General features: G+C 73.2%; 17 protein-coding genes. 6 read left to right on the top strand and 11 right to left on the bottom strand.

Translation table 11 applies throughout. From position 1 onward, the window contains the following. The first annotated feature begins 70 nt into the window (after window positions 1-70). The gene (locus OHA34_RS01200) at window positions 71-1,195 is read left to right on the top strand and encodes a hypothetical protein (protein WP_329520420.1); all 1,125 of its coding nucleotides are present in this window, start codon (window positions 71-73) and stop codon (window positions 1,193-1,195) included. Between the two features lie 83 nt (window positions 1,196-1,278). On the opposite strand, the gene OHA34_RS01195 is transcribed toward OHA34_RS01200, so the two are convergent. The 8 genes from OHA34_RS01195 to uvrA form a co-directional block, all read right to left on the bottom strand. Beyond that, window positions 1,279-1,476 carry a hypothetical protein gene (locus OHA34_RS01195; RefSeq protein ID WP_329520419.1) on the bottom strand — a complete coding sequence of 66 codons (198 nt, stop codon included), beginning with the start codon at window positions 1,474-1,476 and terminating at the stop codon, window positions 1,279-1,281. A 127-nt stretch (window positions 1,477-1,603) separates the two neighbouring features. Beyond that, entirely contained in the window at window positions 1,604-1,801 is a 198-nt protein-coding gene (locus OHA34_RS01190; RefSeq protein ID WP_285943779.1) for a hypothetical protein, read from the bottom strand. A 136-nt stretch (window positions 1,802-1,937) separates the two neighbouring features. Next, window positions 1,938-2,900, bottom strand: a complete 963-nt coding sequence (locus tag OHA34_RS01185) for a gluconeogenesis factor YvcK family protein (protein WP_329522370.1) — start codon at window positions 2,898-2,900, stop codon at window positions 1,938-1,940. 54 nt (window positions 2,901-2,954) lie between these two features. Then, complete coding sequence (rapZ, locus tag OHA34_RS01180; RefSeq protein WP_285943780.1) at window positions 2,955-3,833, bottom strand: RNase adapter RapZ; 879 nt, start codon at window positions 3,831-3,833, stop codon at window positions 2,955-2,957. Further along, window positions 3,830-5,884, bottom strand: a complete 2,055-nt coding sequence (gene uvrC, locus OHA34_RS01175) for an excinuclease ABC subunit UvrC (RefSeq protein WP_329520418.1) — start codon at window positions 5,882-5,884, stop codon at window positions 3,830-3,832. Before uvrC ends, rapZ begins: the two co-directional genes overlap by 4 nt. A gap of 93 nt (window positions 5,885-5,977) precedes the next feature. Then, window positions 5,978-6,502: a Rieske (2Fe-2S) protein gene (locus OHA34_RS01170; protein WP_329520417.1), complete on the bottom strand. Its 525-nt coding sequence runs from the start codon at window positions 6,500-6,502 to the stop codon at window positions 5,978-5,980. 115 nt (window positions 6,503-6,617) lie between these two features. Beyond that, window positions 6,618-7,061, bottom strand: a complete 444-nt coding sequence (locus OHA34_RS01165) for a Rieske (2Fe-2S) protein (RefSeq protein ID WP_329520416.1) — start codon at window positions 7,059-7,061, stop codon at window positions 6,618-6,620. A gap of 58 nt (window positions 7,062-7,119) precedes the next feature. Continuing rightward, complete coding sequence (gene uvrA / locus OHA34_RS01160) at window positions 7,120-9,957, bottom strand: excinuclease ABC subunit UvrA (RefSeq protein ID WP_285943784.1); 2,838 nt, start codon at window positions 9,955-9,957, stop codon at window positions 7,120-7,122. 319 nt (window positions 9,958-10,276) lie between these two features. Here uvrA and OHA34_RS01155 point away from each other — a divergent pair, with 319 nt between their 5' ends. Continuing rightward, window positions 10,277-11,026 (top strand): maleylpyruvate isomerase family mycothiol-dependent enzyme, encoded by a 750-nt coding sequence (locus OHA34_RS01155; RefSeq protein ID WP_285943785.1) that lies wholly within the window; start codon window positions 10,277-10,279, stop codon window positions 11,024-11,026. Window positions 11,027-11,050: 24 nt separating this feature from the next. Here OHA34_RS01155 and OHA34_RS01150 read toward each other — a convergent pair whose 3' ends face one another. Together OHA34_RS01150 and OHA34_RS01145 are read right to left on the bottom strand one after the other, a co-directional pair. Continuing rightward, entirely contained in the window at window positions 11,051-11,758 is a 708-nt protein-coding gene (locus OHA34_RS01150) for a Crp/Fnr family transcriptional regulator (RefSeq protein ID WP_285943786.1), read from the bottom strand. A 102-nt stretch (window positions 11,759-11,860) separates the two neighbouring features. Beyond that, entirely contained in the window at window positions 11,861-15,796 is a 3,936-nt protein-coding gene (locus tag OHA34_RS01145; protein ID WP_329520415.1) for a tetratricopeptide repeat protein, read from the bottom strand. Window positions 15,797-16,075: 279 nt separating this feature from the next. Here OHA34_RS01145 and OHA34_RS01140 point away from each other — a divergent pair, with 279 nt between their 5' ends. After that, a complete protein-coding gene (locus tag OHA34_RS01140) occupies window positions 16,076-16,741 on the top strand; it encodes an MBL fold metallo-hydrolase (protein ID WP_285943788.1) in 666 nt (221 codons plus the stop codon). A 42-nt stretch (window positions 16,742-16,783) separates the two neighbouring features. On the opposite strand, the gene OHA34_RS01135 is transcribed toward OHA34_RS01140, so the two are convergent. After that, a complete protein-coding gene (locus OHA34_RS01135; protein WP_285943789.1) occupies window positions 16,784-16,930 on the bottom strand; it encodes a GPGG-motif small membrane protein in 147 nt (48 codons plus the stop codon). A 140-nt stretch (window positions 16,931-17,070) separates the two neighbouring features. On the opposite strand from OHA34_RS01135, the gene OHA34_RS01130 reads away from it, so the two are divergent. The 3 genes from OHA34_RS01130 to OHA34_RS01120 all read left to right on the top strand — a co-directional run bounded on the left by OHA34_RS01130 (window position 17,071) and on the right by OHA34_RS01120 (window position 19,546). Then, complete coding sequence (locus OHA34_RS01130; protein ID WP_285943790.1) at window positions 17,071-17,742, top strand: AAA family ATPase; 672 nt, start codon at window positions 17,071-17,073, stop codon at window positions 17,740-17,742. Window positions 17,743-17,831: 89 nt separating this feature from the next. Next, window positions 17,832-18,917, top strand: coding sequence for an S-(hydroxymethyl)mycothiol dehydrogenase (locus tag OHA34_RS01125; RefSeq protein ID WP_285943791.1), 1,086 nt, complete (start codon window positions 17,832-17,834; stop codon window positions 18,915-18,917). Beyond that, window positions 18,917-19,546, top strand: a complete 630-nt coding sequence (locus OHA34_RS01120) for an MBL fold metallo-hydrolase (RefSeq protein WP_432763100.1) — start codon at window positions 18,917-18,919, stop codon at window positions 19,544-19,546. Before OHA34_RS01125 ends, OHA34_RS01120 begins: the two co-directional genes overlap by 1 nt. The last annotated feature ends 139 nt before the right edge of the window (window positions 19,547-19,685 follow it).

Raw genomic sequence — 19,685 nt, 5'->3', positions numbered from 1 at the left:
GTCGCGCTCCGAGCTCGCGCGGCGCCTACGCGCCGCCGCTCACCCAAACGAACGTGACGACATTCCGCACGTGGCCAGTCTCGAAGGCATGATCAAGCAATGGGAGGCCGGGCGGTACACCCCCGGCCGCCGCTACCGACCGCTGTACGTGAAGGTCACCGGCAAGAGCGAAGCCGAGCTGTTCGGCGGTGAGCAGCGCCGTGCGCTGCTCCCAGTGGTCACCGAGCAGTCCGACTACGCCGCGACCGTCCGAGACACCAACGAGCACCTGATCGTGCTCGACTCCCGTTACGGCGGGACGGCCATCGCCGACGTCGCCGTCCAGGCGTTCACCGCGGCACGGCACGCACTGGGCACCGGCCAGCATGACGGCGACGAGCACGACCTCCAGGCCGCCGCCGGCGAGACCGGCGAGATCGCCGCGTGGTGCCTCTACGACGGCGACCGGCTGACCGAGTCCCGCTCGGTCACGCACGAATCCATGCTGATCTCGCGCCTCGCCGGCGACCGCGGCATGGAGCTGTTCCAGCTCTCGCACCTGGCGCTCATCGACGTGCAGGAGCGGAACAGCCGTGAGGCCCTCCAGATCGCCGAGCACACGATCGAACCGGGCAACCTGGCGCCCCGCGTCGAAGCCCTGTTCAAGATCCGGGCTGCGCGGGCGCTCGCGCAGGCCGGGCACAAGGAGCGCGCGCTGGCCGCACTCGACCGGGCGTCGGGCGCGCTTCAAGAATCGCTGCACCCGCGGGATCCGTACTGGACGTGGTGGCTGGACGCCTCCGAGCTGGCCTGGCACCGCGGCATCCTGCACATGGAGCTGGGCGAGCTGGAGACCGCCATGCCATTCCTCGACCGGGCGGCGCAGGGGCGGTTGATGCGGGACCCCTACGACCCGTCGCGGCCGGCCGGTGCCGTCGTCGCCCGTGGGCAGGAGTGGGGGCGCGCAGCCTACAACGACCTTGTGCACCTGATGCTCGCGCTCACCATGGCCAGCGCGTGGCGCGAGACCGAGGCAATCACGGCGACGGTCGCGGACTTCACCCGCGAGGTGACGTCGGCGCGCACGGAGGTGATGCTCCGCTGGGCGGTCAACGCCATCGTGCGGACCAGCGGCCCGGACCGGCCGTCCTCGACATTGGAGGGCCTCGCCGAGCAGATCGCCGGTACCCGGGGATGGGATGTCCGATCCGGCTGACCTCCGGCGCACCTGCGGGTTACCCTGAACAAGCGATGCACCGGCGCCCCATCCCCATCGCGGGGGTGGGGCGCCAGTCTCGTCTAGTCGTCGGCGTAGATACGGAACAGCGGGTACGCCTTCGGCCGCCCCTTCTGATCGGTGGACACCGACCAGTCCGACATCGTCCAGCCCGCCGACTCGATGCCTTCGATCATCTCGGCCCAGCCCGCGATCGAGCCGGACATGCCGTGCTGGCTCATCGGGGTGTTGAGCCGCGGCGCGAACACACCCTGCAGCACTCCTCGATCGCACGGCGCGCCTCCTGAATGACCGCGTCCCTCTTGGAGTCCTTGATGAATCCCGCGTGGCTCCTCGGGTCGGGCGGGGGACGGTGTGAAGACGCGCCGCGGCGGACCGCGGTTGCCTTCAGAGCGGGATGACCGGCCAAATATCGCTGAGGATGATGAACGCGGCGGCGATGAGACTCACGACGGTGACGCGGCCGGCCACGGCGAGGTGGGCGCGCATGATCTCGCGGAAGGTCTCAGGGTCGCCGACGGCCTGGCGCCACGCGGCTCGGCGCGCGAGATGACGGCCGTAGATACGGGCGCTGAACCGTCCCATCCGAGGCCGATGATCGGGGCACTCCTCCGGGCACATCCCCCCGGGAAATCGCCGGGGGCGTAAGGGGGTGTGGGGGGTGTCTGGGCTGGTCAGAAGCTCATCATCAGAGAAGCCGCTGATCAGCCCAGAGTCACCATCACCTACCGAATATCTGTACGAAGGCTTGGGCCAGCAAGGCGGGATCATGACGCGGCGACCCGTCGGCCGCCGCGACGTCGGCGAGCACGAGCCGGCCGCCGAGCTCCTGGACAGCCTTGTCGAGCGCGGCCGGGTCGTCGACCACGCCGCGGTCGGCGAGGACCACGTCCACGCGCAGGTCCGGCGCGTGCGCCTGGAGGACCTCCAGATGGGCCTGCGGCGAGAAGTCGTCGGTCTCGCCGGGCTGGGGGGCGAGGTTGAGCGCCACCGCCCGGCGGGCGCGGGCGCCGGTCAGCGCGCGGGCGAGGGCGGGCACCTTCAGATGCGGGAGGACGCTGGTGAACCACGAGCCGGGCCCGAACACGACCCAGTCGGCGTCCTCGACGGCGCTCAGCGCCTCGGGGCAGGCGGGCGGGTCGGAGGGCACCAGCGACACGCCGAGCACCGTGCCGGGCGTCTTGGCGCACGCCGCCTGCCCCTTGACCCGCGACACGGCGTCCGGGTCGGACGGGTCGGCGCCGCGCACCTCGGCGACGATGTCCATCGGGACGGCCGCCATCGGCAGCACCCGGCCGTGCGCGCCGAGCAGCCGGCCGACCCAGTCGAGCCCTGCCACCGTCGAGCCGGGCTCGTCGCCGCCGAGCAGCTCCCACAGCGCGACGATCAGCAGGTTGCCGACCGCGTGGTCGCGCAGGTCGCCCTGGCTGCGGAAGCGGTGCTGCACCACGTCGCGCCAGGTCTGGCCCCACTCGTCGTCACCGCACAGCGCGGCCAGCGCCATCCGCAGGTCGCCGGGCGGCAGCACGCCGAGCTCCTTGCGGAGCCGGCCGCTGGAGCCGCCGTCGTCGGCGACGGTGACGACCGCGGTCAGGCGATCGGTGACGCGGCGCAGCGCCGACAGCGAGGCATAGAGGCCGTGGCCCCCGCCGAGCGCGACGACCTTGGGGCCGGGGACGTTCACCGTGCCGTTCTTCTCCTCGTCCGGGACCTGCGGGGAGCCCTTCGCCACCGGGCCTCACTCACGGCCGAGATCACGGTGGGCGACCTGCACCTCGATGGACTCGTCCCGGAGCCGGGCGGCGAGCTGCTCGGCCATCGCGACGCTGCGGTGCTTGCCGCCGGTGCAGCCCACGGCGAGCGTCACGTAGTGCTTGCCCTCGCGCTCGTAGCCGGACGCGAGGAGCCGCAGCACCTCGGTGTAGGCGTCCAGGAACTCCTTGGCGCCGCGCTGCCCGAGGACGTAGTCGCGGACGGCGGCGTCGCGGCCGGTCTTGGGCCGCAGCTCGGGCACCCAGTGCGGGTTCGGCAGGAACCGGCAGTCGACGACCAGGTCGGCGTCGACCGGCAGGCCGTACTTGTAGCCGAACGACACCACGGTCGCGCGGAGGCTGGACTCGCCGGTGTCGGTGCCGAAGAACCCGACGATCTTGGCGCGCAGCTCGTGCACATTCAGCCCGCTGGTGTCCAGCACCAGATCGGCCTCGGCTCGGACCTCGCGGACCAGCTCGCGCTCGCGGGCGATGCCGTCGACCAGCCGGCCGTCGCCCTGGAGCGGGTGCGGGCGGCGGACGCTCTCGAAGCGGCGGACCAGGTCGGCGTCGGACGCCTCCAGGAACACCACCCTCGGGTGCACGCCGCGGGCCTCCAGCTCGGCGATGGAGGAGTGCAGGTCGGCGGTGAACGCGCGGCTGCGCACATCGACCACGACCGCGATCCGCGGCACCGCGTCCTTCACCCGTCCGCCCAGGTCGGCCATGGTGGCCAGCAGGCCGGGCGGCAGGTTGTCGACCACGAACCAGTCGAGGTCCTCCAGCGACTTGGCGGCCGTGCTCCGGCCCGCCCCGGACATGCCGGTGACGATGACGATGTCCGGGATCTGTGTCTCGGCGGTCACGTCGGTTCCCCCCTGTGTTCCCCGTCGGTGTCGGTGCCCTCCCCGGCGGCGCCCCCCGCGCCGCCGGCCGCGCCGTCCCGGGCGTCCCCGGCCGGTTCCCCGTGAACCGGCGCGGGAGTGCCGTGCAGTGCCGCCGCGATGGTGCCGGCGCTGCGCGGGCCGATGCCCGGGACCTCCGCGATCTGCTCGGGCGTCGCCTCTTTCAGCCGCTTGAGCGACCCGAAGTGTTTCAGCAGCGCGGCGCGGCGCGCCGGGCCCAGCCCCGGAACGCTATCGAGTTCACTGACCGTCATGGCCTTGGAACGGCGCTGCCGGTGGAAGGTGATGGCGAACCGGTGCGCCTCGTCGCGGACGCGCTGGACCAGGAACATGCCCTCGCTGTTGCGCGGCAGGATCACCGGGTCGTCCTCGGCGGGCAGCCAGAGCTCCTCCAGCCGCTTGGCGATGCCGCAGACCGCGATGTCGGTGACGCCGAGCTCGTCGAGCGCCCGCTGCGCGGCGGCGACCTGCGGCGGGCCGCCGTCGACGAGCACCAGGTTGGGCGGGTAGGCGAACTTGCGCGGCCGGCCGGTCTCGGGGTCGATCGGCTGGTGCGCCGCGGCGTCGCCGTCGGCATCGGCGAGCTCGTCGCCGAGGACGTCGAGCTCGCCGGTCCTCTCGCTCTCGGCCAGGTAGCGGCGGAACCGGCGGGTGATCACCTCGTGGATGGAACGGACGTCGTCCTGGCCCTCGACGCCGCGGATGGTGAAGCGGCGGTACTCGGCCTTGCGGGCCAGGCCGTCCTCGAACACCACCATGGAGGCCACCACGTTGGTGCCCTGGAGGTTGGAGACGTCGTAGCACTCGATCCGCAGCGGCGCCTCGTCGAGCTCCAGGGCCTCCTGGAGCTGCTGGAGCGCCCGGCTGCGCGTGGTCAGGTCGCTGGCCCGGCGGGTCTTATGCTGCTTGAGCGCCTCGTGCGCGTTGCGGGCGACCATCTCCAGCAGGGACTTCTTGTCGCCCCGCTGCGGCACCCGCAGCCGGACGGGGCCGCGGCGCTGCTCGCCGAGCAGCTCGGTCATGGCCGCCTCTTCGGGGGGCAGGGCCGGGACGAGCACCTCGCGGGGCACCGAGTCGCTCTCGCTGTAGATCTGGATGAGGAAGGTCTCGACGAGGTCGGCGGTGCTGACGTGCTCGACCTTGTCGACCACCCAGCCGCGCCGGCCGCGGATCCGCCCGCCGCGCACGTAGAACACCTGGACGGCCGCTTCCAGCTCGTCCTCGGCGAAGGCGACGATGTCGCAGTCGGTGGTGTCGCCGAGCACCACCGCCTGCTTCTCCAGCGCCTGCTCCAGGGCGCGCACGTCGTCGCGGAGCCGCGCCGCCCGCTCGTACTCCTGGCTGACCGCGGCCTCGCGCATGTCGCGTTCGAGGCGCTTGATGAACCGGCCGGTGTCGCCCGCCATGAAGTCGCAGAAGTCGTCGGCCAGCAGCCGGTGCTCCTCGGGCGTGACCCGGCCCACGCATGGCGCCGAGCACTTGCCGATGTAGCCGAGCAGGCAGGGCCGGTCGAGCTGGTGCTGCCGCTTGAACACCCCGGGACTGCACGTGCGCACCGGGAACACGCGCAGCAGCTGGTCGACGGTCTCCCTGATCGCCCAGGCGTGCGAGTACGGGCCGAAGTAGCGCACCCCCTTGCGCTTGGCGCCGCGCATGACCATCACCCTCGGGAACTCCTCGTTGAGGGTGACCGCCAGGTAGGGGTAGGACTTGTCGTCGCGGTACCGGACGTTGAACCGGGGGTCGTACTCCTTGATCCAGGAGTACTCGAGCTGGAGCGCCTCGACCTCGGTGCCGACCATCGTCCAGTCGACCCGGCCGGCCGTCTGGAGCATCGTCTGGGTGCGCGGGTGCAGCGAGGCGAAGTCGGCGAAGTAGGAGCCGAGCCGGGAGCGCAGGCTCTTGGCCTTGCCCACGTAGATGACGCGCCCGCGCTCGTCGCGGAAGCGGTACACCCCCGGCGAGTCGGGGATGGACCCCGGTGCGGGTCGGTAGGTCGCCGGATCTGCCACGTCCGAAAGCCTAGTCGGGCGGGCCGACAACCCGCGCTCCGCAGCCACGCGGCCCCGCGTGATCGACGTCTCGTTCGCGCCCGGGACCGCCGGTCAGGCCAGGGTGATCTTGCCGCCCTGGACGGTGATCTTCTTCTCCGGGAGCGGCTCGGTCGCCGGCGGGCTCACCACCGAGCCGTCGGAGATCTTGAACTTGCTGCCGTGGCAGGGGCAGTCGATGGTGCCGCCGGTCACCGAGCCGACTGAGCAGCCGCGGTGCGTGCAGACGGCGCTGAACGCCTTGAACTCGCCCTGGGCGGGCTGGGTCACCACGATCTTCTGGTCCTTGAAGACCTTGCCGCCGCCGACCGGGATCTCGCTCGCCGAGCCGAGGGCCGTGCCCGCCGCGCCCTCGTCCCCGCCGGAGCCCTTGCCACCGGAACCGTCCCCCGACGAGCCGCCGCACGCCGCGGCGAGGCCGGCGACACCCGCGATCCCCGCGCCGAGCAGGAGCCCCCGCCGGGAGCTCCCCCCGGACGGCGCCGCGCCCGGCCCTGCCTGCGCGGCGGGTTCCGGCGCCGCGCACGGCGCGGTCTCCGGGTTCGGATCGTCCACCTTCGGGTCGAGTCCCTGAGTCATGGATCCAGTCCTCCGTGTGTCGCTCGCATCCCAGTGCCGTCACCCGAGAGCACGTACGCGGGCCCGGGGCGGTTCAAGCCGGGGGGAGAGAAGACCGCCGCGCGGGCGGTCCGGGTCAGACGACCACGATGCCGTCGCCCTTGACCTGGACGGCGTACTCCAGGAGCGCCCGGGACGCGGGACCGTGCTCGACCCGCCCGTCCGCGACCGCGAACCTGCTGCCGTGGCAGGGGCAGTCGATCGTGCCGGCGGCCACCCGGTCGGTGAGGCAGCCCGAATGGGTGCAGGTCGCGCTGAACGCCTTGAACTCGCCCCGGACCGGCTGGGTCACCACGATCTTGGTGTCGGCGTAGATCTTCCCGCCGCCGACCGGGATGTCGGCGACCTTGGCGATCTCCTTGCCCTTGAGGTCCTTGGCGGCCTCGGCCGGCCGCGGCCCGGAGGCGCATCCGGCGAGCACGGCGGCGCCCGCCGCGCCGGCCCCGCACAGCACCGCGCGGCGCCCGATCCTCCCGCCGCCGGGGGCCTCCCGGACCCCGGTCGTCACATCTTCGCTCATGGCCTCAATGATCCTGGACGGTGCCCGGGACCTGGCACCGCCGCCGGGCCGGGCACGGTCATCCGATGATCTTGGACAGGAACTGGCCGGTGTGGCTGGCGTCCACCCGGGCGACGTCCTCGGGCGTGCCGGTGGCGACCACGGTCCCGCCGCGCGAGCCGCCCTCGGGCCCCATGTCGATGATCCAGTCGGCGGTCTTGACCACGTCCAGGTTGTGCTCGATGACGATCACCGTGTTGCCCTTGTCGACCAGGCCGTTCAGCACGCCGAGCAGCTTGCGGATGTCCTCGAAGTGCAGCCCGGTGGTCGGCTCGTCCAGCACGTAGGCGGTGCGGCCGGTGGAGCGCTTCTGGAGCTCGGCGGCGAGCTTGACCCGCTGCGCCTCGCCGCCCGACAGCGTCGGCGCGGGCTGGCCCAGCCGGACGTAGCCGAGGCCCACCTCGTTGAGGGTGTGCAGGTGCCGGTGGATCGCCTTGATCGGCTCGAAGAAGGCGGTGGCCTCCTCGATCGGCATGTCCAGCACCTCGGAGATCGTCTTGCCCTTGTAGTGGACCTCCAGGGTCTCCCGGTTGTAGCGGGCGCCGTGGCAGACCTCGCACGGGACGTAGACGTCCGGCAGGAAGTTCATCTCGATCTTGATGGTGCCGTCGCCGGCGCAGTTCTCGCACCGGCCGCCCTTGACGTTGAAGGAGAACCGGCCCGGCTGGTAACCGCGCACCTTCGCCTCGGTGGTCTGCGCGAACAGCTTGCGGATGTGGTCGAACACGCCGGTGTAGGTGGCCGGGTTGGACCGCGGGGTGCGGCCGATCGGCGACTGGTCGACGTGCACGACCTTGTCGAGCTGGTCGACGCCGTTGACCCGCTTGTGCCGTCCCGGCACCGTGCGGGCGCCGTTGAGCTGCTTGGCCAGCGAGTTGTAGAGGATGTCGTTGACCAGGGTGGACTTGCCGGACCCGGACACGCCGGTGACCGCGGTGAGCACCCCGAGCGGGAACGCCACGTCGACGTTGCGCAGGTTGTTCTGCTGGGCGCCCTTGACGGTGACCTCGCGGCCCCGCTGCCGGGGCCGGCGGATCTCGGGGACCTTGATCTCGCGGCGGCCCGACAGGTAGGCGCCGGTCAGCGAGCGCTCCGACGCGAGCAGGTCCTCGACCGTGCCCGAGACCACGATCTCGCCGCCGTGCTCGCCCGCGCGCGGGCCGATGTCGACCACCCAGTCGGCGGCGGCGATGGTGTCCTCGTCGTGCTCGACCACGATCAGCGTGTTGCCCATGTCGCGCAGCCGGATCAGGGTCTCCAGCAGCCGGTGGTTGTCGCGCTGGTGCAGGCCGATGGACGGCTCGTCGAGCACGTACAGCACCCCGACCAGGCCGGAGCCGATCTGGGTGGCCAGCCGGATGCGCTGCGCCTCGCCGCCGGCCAGGGTGGCCGAGGGCCGGTCGAGGGTGAGGTAGTCGAGGCCGACGTCGAGCAGGAACCCGAGCCGGGCGTTGATCTCCTTGAGCACCCGCTCGGCGATCTGCCGGTCGCGCTCGTTCAGCTCCATGCCGAGCAGGAACTTGGCGCACTCGCCGATCGGCATCCCGGCGATCTCGGCGATCGACCGCCCGCCCATGGTGACCGCCAGCACGACCGGCTTGAGCCGGGCGCCCTGGCAGGACGGGCAGGGGATCTCGCGCATGTAGCCCTCGAGCTTCTCCCTGCTGGAGTCGCTCTCGGACTCGGCGTGCCGCCGCTGAATGTAGGGGATCACGCCTTCGTAGGCGGTGTAGTACGAGCGGGTGCGGCCGTAGCGGTTCTTGTAGCGGACGTGCACCTGCGTCTCGTGTCCGCCGAGGATCGCCTTGCGGGCCTTGGCGGGGAGCTTCTCCCACGGGGTGTTGAGATCGAAGCCCATCGCGTCGCCGAGCGCCGACAGCAGCCGCAGGAAGTAGTCGCTGACGTGCCCGCTGGACCACGGCTGGATGGCGCCCTCGCCGAGGCTCAGCTCGGTGTCGGGGACGACCAGCTCGGGGTCGACCTCCATGCGGGTACCGAGGCCGGTGCAGTCGGGGCAGGCGCCGTAGGGCGAGTTGAACGAGAACGAGCGCGGCTCCAGCTCCTCGAACGACAGGTCGTCGTAGGGGCAGTAGAGGTGCTCGGAGTACATCCGGGTACGGTGCTCGTCGTCCTCGGGCAGGTCGACGAAGTCGAGCACGATGGTTCCGCCCGCGAGCCCGAGGGCCGTCTCGACCGAGTCGGCCAGGCGCTGCCGCGCCGAGTCCTTGACCGCGAGCCGGTCGACGACCACCGAGACGTCGTGCTTCTCCTGCTTCTTGAGCTTGGGCGGCTCGTCCAGGCGGATCATCCGCCCGTCCACCACCGCCCGGGAGTAGCCCTTGGACTGGAGCTCGCGGAAGAGCTCCAGGTACTCGCCCTTGCGCCCGCGGATCACCGGCGCGAGCACCTGGAAGCGGCTGCCCTCCTCCAGCTCCAGCACCCGGTCGACGATCTGCTGCGGCGCCTGCCGGCTGATCGGCCGGCCGCACTCGGGGCAGTGCGGGTGGCCGATGCGGGCGTACAGCAGCCGCAGGTAGTCGTAGACCTCGGTGATGGTGCCGACCGTCGAGCGCGGGTTCTTGCTGGTCGACTTCTGGTCGATCGACACCGCCGGGGACAGGCCCTCGATGAAGTCGACGTCGGGCTTGTCCATCTGGCCGAGGAACTGCCGGGCGTAGGCCGACAGGGACTCCACGTACCGGCGCTGGCCCTCGGCGAAGATCGTGTCGAACGCCAGGCTCGACTTGCCGGAACCCGACAGACCGGTGAACACGATCATGGAGTCCCGCGGCAGGTCCAGCGAGACGTCCTTCAGGTTGTGCTCGCGTGCTCCACGCACGATGAGTCGGTCATGCACGGCGTACTTCCGGTTCCTGTTCTGGGGTTCTGGGCCCTGGGCGCGATGCGGAGAGGGACATGGCCCTCACGCCTGCCAGGAGAGGGGAGGCCGATGCGTCCCCCGAGTTGTCAACAGCGGCGAGGGCCGCCGCATTTCATGGTGGTACCCGCCCGCCCCCGCTGAGGGCGGGCGCCACCCTTGAACCGTACACGTGTTCGAAGATCCCGTGCCACTGGAACGCGCTCGCGCCGTCCGCGGCACTCCGGAGCGTCCCGTGGATGGCGGCGACGGGGGCCGTGCGAGAGGATGGGGGCCTCTGCTGACTAAGGGGCGCGGCTTGGACGAGTGGCGGAAGATCCTCGACGAGATCGAGACGGGGACCGAACGGATCCTCGGAACGCTGTCGAAGCTGACCGACGAGGACCTGCGCGGCGCGTCCGCGCTGGAGGGCTGGACGCGCGGGCACGTGGCCGTCCACATCGCGCGCAACGCCGATTCCCTGTGGAACCTGCTCGAAGGGGCCCGCACGGGGACGGAGATCCCGCAGTACCCGAGCGTGGACGCGCGCAACGCCGACCTGGAGGCGGGCGCCGGGCGCGGCGTGGCCGAGCTCGCCGCGGACGTCCGGGATTCGGGGGCGCGGTTCGCTGAGCAGGCCCGCACGCTGCCGGAGGCGGCCTGGGCCGTGCCGGTGCGGGCGATGGCCGGCTGGCCGCACCCCGCCTGGTACACGATGTACCGCCGGTGGCACGAGGTGGAGGCGCACCACGTCGACCTCGCGGCCGGGTACGGAGCGGCCGACTGGCCCGAGGAGTACGTGCGCTGGGCGCTGACGAGCACGCTCGCCGACCTCGCCGCCCGGCCCCCGCAGGCGTGGGCCGGGCTGGCCGGGTACCGGATCACCGCCACCGACTCGGGCGAGTCGGCCGACCTCGGCCGGGCGGAGGGCGGCCCGGAGATCTCAGGTTCGGGCCGTGCGCTGATCGGCTGGCTGAGCGGCCGGACGGGCGGCGAGGGCGTCTGGGTGCGTCCGGACGGGCCCCTGCCCGAGCCCCCGCCGTGGCCGCACGAGCCCTCCGGGTTCTGACCCGGCGGGCGTCAGCCGGGGCCGTCAGCCGGAGGTCGTGTCGCGGTCGCCGGACAGGCGGCGCAGCGCGTCCACCGACCGTACGACGATCATGTTGCGGGTGACCGTGATGCCGCCGCGGACGGGCTCGCCGGCGAGGATCTGGGCGACCTTGCGGCGGCCCATCCCCGCCCAGCGGCCGAGGTCCTGCTGGCAGAGCGGCACCTGCACCTGGTAGCCGGATCCGCCGTGCCCGTTCTCGGCGCCGCCCGCCAGGGGCGTGCCGAACCGCGCGACCAGACGCAGCAGGCGGCCCGCCAGGCGGCGCTCGGGGTCGTCGGGGAAGTGCAGGACGCGCAGTTCGTCGGCGTCGCGGAGCCGTTCGGCGAGGACCCCGGCGACGGCCCACACCGAACCGGGATGGGCCTCCAGCACGGTCCGGAACCGGTCGGCGGGCAGCACCAGCGCCTGCACGGGGGTCAGCGCCTCGACGCTGGCGTGCCGGACCCCGGCGTCCACCGCCTCCAGCTCCCCCACCAGGTCGCCCGGGCCGAGCACGTCCAGGATGACGGTCTCGCCCTGCCGGTCCACCCAGACCTTCACCGCGCCCGAGTGCAGCACGAAGACCTGGGACGAGCGGGTGTGCTCGCGGGTCAGGAACGCCCCGGGCTTGATCATCACGACCGTGCCCGCCTGCCGCAGCGCCTCGCGGGCCCGGCCGGGCAGCGCGTCCCAGAACGGGGTGATCTCCATCTCGCCTCCTCGCGCGCCGGGCCGGGGAAGGGCCCCGGCTCCAGTGAACGCGGCAGTACAGCAATGAACAGCGTCATCGGTCACACAACGGCACACCGGTGATCAAACTTTCACCGGCCCGGCCGGCCCCGCCAGGCCGGCCGGCTCCCCCGGCCCGTCGAGCCACCCCGCCCCCTCGGCCTCGAGCCACTTTCCGACAGCCCGCGCGCGGCGGGCGCAGTCGGCGGCGGCCGTGTGGTCGCCGAGGACCAGGTGGGAGTCGCGGAGCTGCTCCAGCGCGAGCCACTGCCCCCGGTGGTCGTCCATGTCCCGGCGGATGACGGTCTCGGCCTGGAAGTGCCCAACGGCGCGGGCGTGCTTGCCGAGCTGGAGGCAGGCGCGGCCCATGGTGCGCAGCGAGTACGCCTGCTCGCGGGTGTCGCCGAGCTCGGTGGCCAGGTCCAGGGACCGGCGGCCGGTCTCCAGGGCCTCGTCCGCGCGGCCGAGGTCGAGCTGGATCGCGGCCAGGTGCACCAGCGCGGTGCCCTCGCCGTGCCGGTCGCCGACCTCGCCGAGCAGCCGCAGCGCCTCGCGCTCCTTCTCCAGCGCCTCCTCGGGACGGCCGCTGCGGCGCAGGACGGCCGCGAAGGTGTCCATGCCGACGCCCATGCCGTACCAGTCGCCGATGGCCTCCCGGATCCGCAGCGCCTGCCGGGCCGCGACCTCGGCCTCCTCGGGCAGCCCGAGCCCGAGGTAGGTGCGGGCGAGGCTGCCGAGGGTGCCGGCCAGGCCGGCCTGGGCGCCGAGCCGGAGCCACAGGTCCAGTGCCTCCAGGCCGTGCACGAACGCCTCCTGGTGGCGGCCGAGGCGGCGCATCACCACCGACAGGTGCTCCAGGTCGTGGGCCTCGCCGTGCTGATCGCCGATCTCCCTGCGGATCTCCAGGGCGCGGACGAGCTGCTCGCGGGCCTCCCGGTAGCGGCCGAGCCGCCAGTGCGCGATGCCGATCTGGGCGATCGTCTCGGCCTCGCCGTGCCGGTCGCCGATCTCGCGGTGCAGGAGCAGCGCCTGGCCGCAGTAGGTGAACGCCTCGGCGAACCGCGCCGCGTCGCACATCAGCATGCCGAGCGTGGTCAGCGCGCGCGCCTCCCCGCGCCGCGCGCCGAGGGCCCGGTAGGTGCGCAGCGCCTGCTCGGCGTCGCGGCGCGCCATGTCGCGCAGGCCGAGCGCGGCGTTCATCCGGGCGAGCTCGGTGAGCGCCTGCGCGGTGCCGTGCCGGTCGGCCTGGTCCTGCCTGATGTAGAGGGCCTCCAGGGCGTGCGACACCGCCTCGTGGACGTCGCCGCGGCGGCGGTGCACCTGCGCCAGGGTGAGCAGCGTCTCGGCGACGCCCGGCAGGTCGCCGACGCGGCGGCGCACGTCCAGGGCCCGTCCGGCGTGCCCGAGTGCGGCCTCGTAGCCGCCCAGCCCGAGGTGGGCGCGGGCGAGCGTCTCGTGGCCCTTGGCGACGCCGCCGTCGTCGCCCAGTTCCCGGTGGATGTCGAGGGAGCGGCGGGCGTGCTCGATCGCGGTCAGGTAGCGGCCGAGCGCGGCGTGCACGTCGGCGAGGGTGGCGAGGGCTACGGCCTCGCCGTACCGGTCGGGCGGATCGGTCGAGCGGAATCCGCGGCGCGCGTCCTCGCCGTAGCCGACGGCCTGCACGGAACGGCCGAGTTCGAAGTGCGCCACCGCCAGGTTGTGCAGCATGACGGCCGCCGCCGCCCAGTCCTCTTCGGTGCGGGCGGCGCGCAGCCCCGCCTGGTGCACGGCGATGTTGTCGTCGCTGTAGCGGCGGAACGCCTGGAAGTCGAAGAGCGCGTCGGCCAGCTCCCAGCAGGTGCGGTGCAGCCCCAGGCGGGACGCCTGGTGGACGGCCGCGACCAGGTTCCGGCGTTCCGCCTCGAACCACGCGAGGCCGGCCGCGCGTGCCGAACCGGCAGGGTCTCCGCGGGTGGCGGAGGGGTCGGGCCCGGGTGCGGGCCTGCGGGTGGCGCGCGGTTCCTGCGCGCACGAGCCGGCCAGGATGGGGCGGCGGGTCCGCGCGACCGCCGCCCCGGCCCTGCGCGCTTCGCCGAGGTATCCGGCGAGCAGCCGCCGCTGCGCCGCCTGCCGGTCGTTGTCGGCGTCCTCGCTGAGCCCCCGTGCCCTGGCGAAGTCGCGCAGCAGGTCGTGCATCCGGAACCGGCCGGGCGCCACGTCGTGGACGAGGTAGGCCTGGCGCAGCCCTTCCAGGCACGCGCGCGCCTTGTCGGCCGGACGGTCCAGCAGGGCGGCCAGCGCACTGGGTGTGAAGTCGGGGCCGGCGGTGAGTCCGAGGAGCCGGAACGCGGTCCGCTGGTCCTTGCGCAGCCCCCGGTAGGCGACCTCGAAGGTCGGGCTGAGCACGGTGTGCAGGCCGTGCGCCCCGGTCTCCTGGAGGCCGGTGCCGTGCGTCCCGCCCTCGTGCGCGCCGGCCATGGGGAGCCCCGCGGGGTACGGCGCCGGGGCCGGGGTGTCGCGGTCGGCCAGTTCCCGGACGGTGCCCGCGATCGACTCGCCGGGGTTCTCGGCGAGCTTCCCGGCCATGACGCCGAGGGCCAGCGGGAGGAACCCGCACTCGCGGGCCAGCCGGGCGACCGCGCGGTGCTCGCCGCGCACCCGGTCGTCGCCGGGGCCGAGGACCGCGGCGATGAGGTCGACGGCCTCCTGGGTCGCCATCTCCCGCAGTTCCAGGGTCCGGACGTCGGCGTCCTCGACCAGTGCGGGCAGCCGCCGCTGCGTGGTGACCACCACCAGGCCCGAGCCCATCGCGGCGAGCAGCGGCCGGATCTGCCGGGCGGACGCGGCGTTGTCGAGGATCAGCAGCACCCGCCGCTCGCCCAGCAGCGACCGGCACTGCGCGCTCAGCTCGTCCTCGGTGCGGGGGAGCTGGTCGCCGGGCAGCCCGGCGCCGCGCAGCACCTGCCCCATGGCCTCGGCCGGGGTGACGTGGCCCCGGGTCGTCCCGCGCAGGTCGGTGAAGATGATGCCGTCCGGGAAGCGTTCGGCCACCCGGTGCGCCCAGTGCAGCGCGAGGGTGGTCTTCCCGACGCCGGCCATGCCCTGGATCACCACGGCGCAGGGCAGCTCGCTCTGGGAGACCAGCAGGTCGAGCTTGCCGAGGCTGACGGCGCGGCCGGTGAAGTACGGGTTGTCGGCGGGCAGCGGGGGGGCCGGCTGCCGTCCGGCGGGGGTCTCCAGCCGGACGGCGGAGCGGGCGGCGATCCCGGCCAGCGGCGCCTCCTGCGGGTCCGCCTGCGCACCGGCGGCCCCCTCGCGCCCGGAGGCCGGCCACTCGTCGCCCCACGGGCTCGCGGCGCGGCGCAGCGCGTCGGGGTCGAGGATCGTCAGCGGGCGGGGGCGCCGGCCGATGATCCCCTTGTCGCGCCACAGCCGGAACCAGCGCACCAGCGTCTCGCGGGAGATGCCCGACCAGTTGGCCAGCTCGGCCTGGCTGAGCCGCAGCGGTATCTCGACGCCCCGCGCCGTGGGATCGCCGAACCGGTGCGCCAGCTCCAGCAGGTGGTAGGCGAGGCGCTGCGGGTGCTCGGCGGCGCGGATCGCGTGCCGCCGCCCGCCGAGCGTGACGGTCTGCGCGATGGCGTGCATCATCGCCTCGGCCACCTGCGGGTTGGCGGCCAGCAGGCTGCCAAACTTGCGGCGGTCGATGCGCAGCGCGGCGAGGTGGTCCAGCGCCGCGACCGTGCCGCGCTGCGGGTGCCCCCAGGGGGCCAGCGCGCCGATCAGGTCCCCGGCGCCGAACAGGTCGATGATCGACTCGTCGCCCTCGCTGGAGTCGACGAACTCCTTGGCGACCACGCTGGTGGTGGTGCGCGCGCCCGCGGCGAAGACCACGTACACCCCCGGGGCGGCGACGCCCTGGTGGCACAGCATCCCGCCGGGCGGGACGTCGGTGCGGCGCCCCATCGCGCGCAGCGCCTGCCGGTCGGTCGGGGACAGCCGGTCCCAGAAGCCGCCGGGCCGCACGTCATGATCGATCACGCCTCACCCTCCCGAACCGGTCCAGGACGGAAGCGGCGATCGCCGCGGCACCGCCCGTACGGGTCGATCCTGGCCCTCCACGCTCCATCCTGGGGCATCGGTCGCGAACACCGGCACCGAATGGCACGGTTGGGCAGCGTCTGGCGACCCAATCGGCGGCGCACCCGCGCCCGCGCGGTATCGGAGCGGCGCATGGTGGAAGATGGTCCCGGCGGGACGGCCGGTCCCCCGCGCCGGCCCGTACCATCCGCCGTTCACGGCCCGCGAGGAGGGCGAAGGATGAGCTACACGGGAATCGTCGAGTCCGGAGGCAGGCCCGACGTCCGGGAACTGCCCGGCCTGACGATCACGAAGGTCTCGGTCGGCCCCTACGACAACAACGCCTACGTGCTGCGCTGCCCGGTCACCGGGGAGCAGCTGCTCGTGGACGCGGCCAACGAGGCGCCCCGGCTGCTGGAGCTGATCGGTGACGGGCCGCTCGCCCGGATCGTGACGACGCACCGGCACCAGGACCACTGGATGGCGCTGAGCGAGGTGGCGCGGGCCACCGGCGCCCCGGTGACCGCCCACCCCTTCGACGCCGAGCCGCTGCCCGAGCCGGTCGACGATCCGGTGGAGCACGGCGGCACCGTGCGGGTCGGCCGCGCGACGCTGGAGGTGATCCACCTGCGCGGGCACACGCCCGGCTCGATCGCGCTGCTGTACGACGCCGGCGGGGAGCTCGCGGACCGGCCGCACCTGTTCACCGGCGACAGCCTCTTCCCGGGCGGGGTCGGCAACACCTGGGGCGACCCGACCCTGTTCAAGCAGCTGCTGAGCGATGTGGAGGAGCGCGTCTTCGACCGGCTTCCCGACGCGACCTGGTTCTACCCCGGTCACGGCAAGGACTCGACCCTCGGCCGGGAGCGCCCCTCCCTCCCCGAGTGGCGCGCCCGCGGCTGGTAGCCGCCTTGACGGGGCGCGTACCCGGGGTCGGGGGACGCGGGGTCAGTTGAAGATGCTGACCCCGCCGGGGCCGACGAGGAGGCCGACCACGATGAGGACGGCGCCCCACAGGATGTCGCGACGCGCCAGGAGCACGTAGATACCGGAAACCACGAGGACCACGGCGATGAGCCACAGAATGAGTGCCATGCCGCCGTGGTCCCCACAGAGAAGACCAACAAACAACCCTCAGTCCGACGGATAGGACATAAAGGTCACACTCTCTGTCCCTCCCCTCCGGTCTCCCGCCGGTCACCGCAGCGTGAGCCCCTCGGAACCACCGGTACAGGGTGTTCGTTTCTCCAACCACCACTGACCTCGGGGCCGAGACCAGGAGAGCCGACATCCACGAACTCAACGAGGTGGACCCGGGGACGGCCCTGCGTTACCCGGCCGGATCGCTGGTGCTCGTCGCGGGCCTGCCGGGGGCGGGCAAGAGCACCCTGCTCGACCGCGTCTTCGGGCTGCGCGGCGACGAGACCCGCCCGGTCGTCTCCGGCGGCGTGCTGGTGATCGACTCGCGCCAGTCGCGGAACCGGTGGGCGCGGGTCCTGACCCCGTTCCCGCCGCGCGCCCGCACCCCACTGGTGCACGCGACCCACGTGTGGCGCATCGGGCGCGCGGTGCACGCGGGCCACGACGTCGTCGCGCACACCCGGGGCACCTGGCCGCACATCCTGCGCGGCTTCGCCTGGCTGGCACGGCGGCGCGGCGGCCAGATGCACCTGATCCTCATCGACGTCGACCCGGTGACCGCGCGGGCCGGGCAGTTCTCCCGCGGCCGGATCGTCACCGGCCGGACCTTCGCCCGGCACTGCCGCCGCTGGAGGCCGCTGATCCGGCAGGCCCAGGCCGGCGCCGTCCCCCCGGCCGACGGCGTCACGGTGCTCGACCGCGACGCCGCCGACAGGCTGGAGCACATCCGCTTCGGCCCGCCGGCGCGCTCCGGCGCGGAACGCTAGCGCAGGCCGAACCCGCAGGTGCGCCCGTCAGGACATCGGCCACGTGTCTATAGGGTCGGGGCAGCGTTCGGACCAGGAGAGGCGGCAGCATGGCACAGCAGGTACGCGGCGTGATCGCACCAGGCAGGGGCGAGCCGGTGCGGATCGAGACGATCACGGTCCCCGACCCGGGACCGGGCGAGGCGGTCGTCCAGATCCAAGCCTGCGGCGTCTGCCACACCGACCTGCACTACCGCGAGGGCGGCATCAACGACGACTTCCCGTTCCTGCTCGGACACGAGGCCGCCGGCGTGGTGGAGTCGGTCGGCGCCGGCGTCACCGAGGTCGAGCCCGGCGACTTCGTCGTGCTGAACTGGCGGGCGGTCTGCGGGCAGTGCCGGGCCTGCCGGCGGGGACGGCCGTGGTACTGCTTCGACACCCACAACGCGTCCCAGAAGATGACGCTCGCCGACGGCACCGAACTGTCGCCCGCGCTCGGCATCGGCGCGTTCGCCGACAAGACGCTGGTCGCCGCCGGCCAGTGCACCAAGGTCGACGCCGCCGCCCGTCCCGAGGTCGCGGGGCTGCTCGGCTGCGGCGTGATGGCCGGGCTCGGCGCGGCGATCAACACCGGCGGAGTGGGCCGGGGCGACTCGGTCGCGGTCATCGGCTGCGGCGGGGTCGGCGCGGCGGCCGTGCTCGGCGCCCGGCTGGCCGGCGCCGCGAAGATCATCGCGATCGACCTGGACGAGCGCAAGCTCGCCACCGCCACCGGCCTCGGCGCCACGCACACCGTGCACGCGAAGGACGCCGACGTCGTGGCGGCCGTGCAGGAGCTGACCGGCGGATTCGGCGCGGACGTCGTCATCGACGCGGTCGGGCGCCCCGAGACCTACAAGCAGGCCTTCTACGCCCGCGACCTCGCCGGGACGGTGGTACTGGTGGGCGTGCCCACCCCGGAGATGACGCTGGAGCTGCCGCTGCTGGACGTCTTCGGCCGCGGCGGGTCGCTGAAGTCCTCCTGGTACGGCGACTGCCTGCCGTCCCGCGACTTCCCGATGCTCATCGACCTCCACCTCCAGGGCCGGCTCGACCTCGACGCGTTCGTGTCCGAGACGATCGCGCTCGACGGGGTGGAGGCCGCGTTCGAGAAGATGCACCACGGCGACGTGCTGCGCTCGGTCGTGGTGTTCTGATGGCCGCCCGGATCGACCACCTGGTCACCTCCGGCACGTTCTCCCTCGACGGAGGGACGTGGGAGGTCGACAACAACGTGTGGATCGTCGGCGACGACGACGAGGCGATCGTCATCGACGCCGCGCACGACGCCGACGCCATCGCCGCGGCGGTCGGCAACCGGCGGCTCCTGGCGATCGTGTCGACGCACGGCCACGACGACCACGTCGACGCGGCCCCGGCGGTCTCGGCCCGCACCGGCGCGCCCGTGCTGCTGCACCCCGGCGACCTGATGCTGTGGAAGCAGCGGCACCCCGACCTGAACCCCACCGGCGAACTGTCGGACGGCCAGGTCGTCGAGGTCGCCGGCATCGGCCTGCGCGTCCTGCACACCCCGGGCCACAGCCCCGGCGCGGTGTGCCTGTACGCGCCCGATCTCGGCACCGTCTTCTCCGGCGACACGCTGTTCGCCGGCGGGCCGGGCGCCACGGGGCGGTCCTACTCCGACTTCCCGACCATCATCACCTCGATCCGCGAGCGGCTGCTGACACTCCCGGCCGAGACCGAGGTCCGCACCGGTCACGGCGAGAGCACCACCGTCGGCGCCGAGGCCCCGCACCTGGACGAGTGGATCGCCCGCGGCCACTGACCGCCACGGCCGCTGACCGTCCGGGGCGTGCCGACCGGGAGGTGAGATTCCGGTTCGGCGCGAGACGGCGGGCCGGTGTGCGGATAGTGTCCCCTTCTGGCGGGCGGGCCGCGGTGCGCCTCCACGGATGTCCGGCGAC

Origin of the sequence: Spirillospora sp. NBC_01491 (genome assembly GCF_036227065.1) — a bacterium.
GTDB classification, from domain to species: Bacteria; Actinomycetota; Actinomycetes; order Streptosporangiales; family Streptosporangiaceae; genus Spirillospora; species Spirillospora xylanilytica.
The sequence above is the reverse complement of the archived record's forward strand: the minus strand, read 5'-3'. Positions and strand labels throughout refer to the sequence as shown.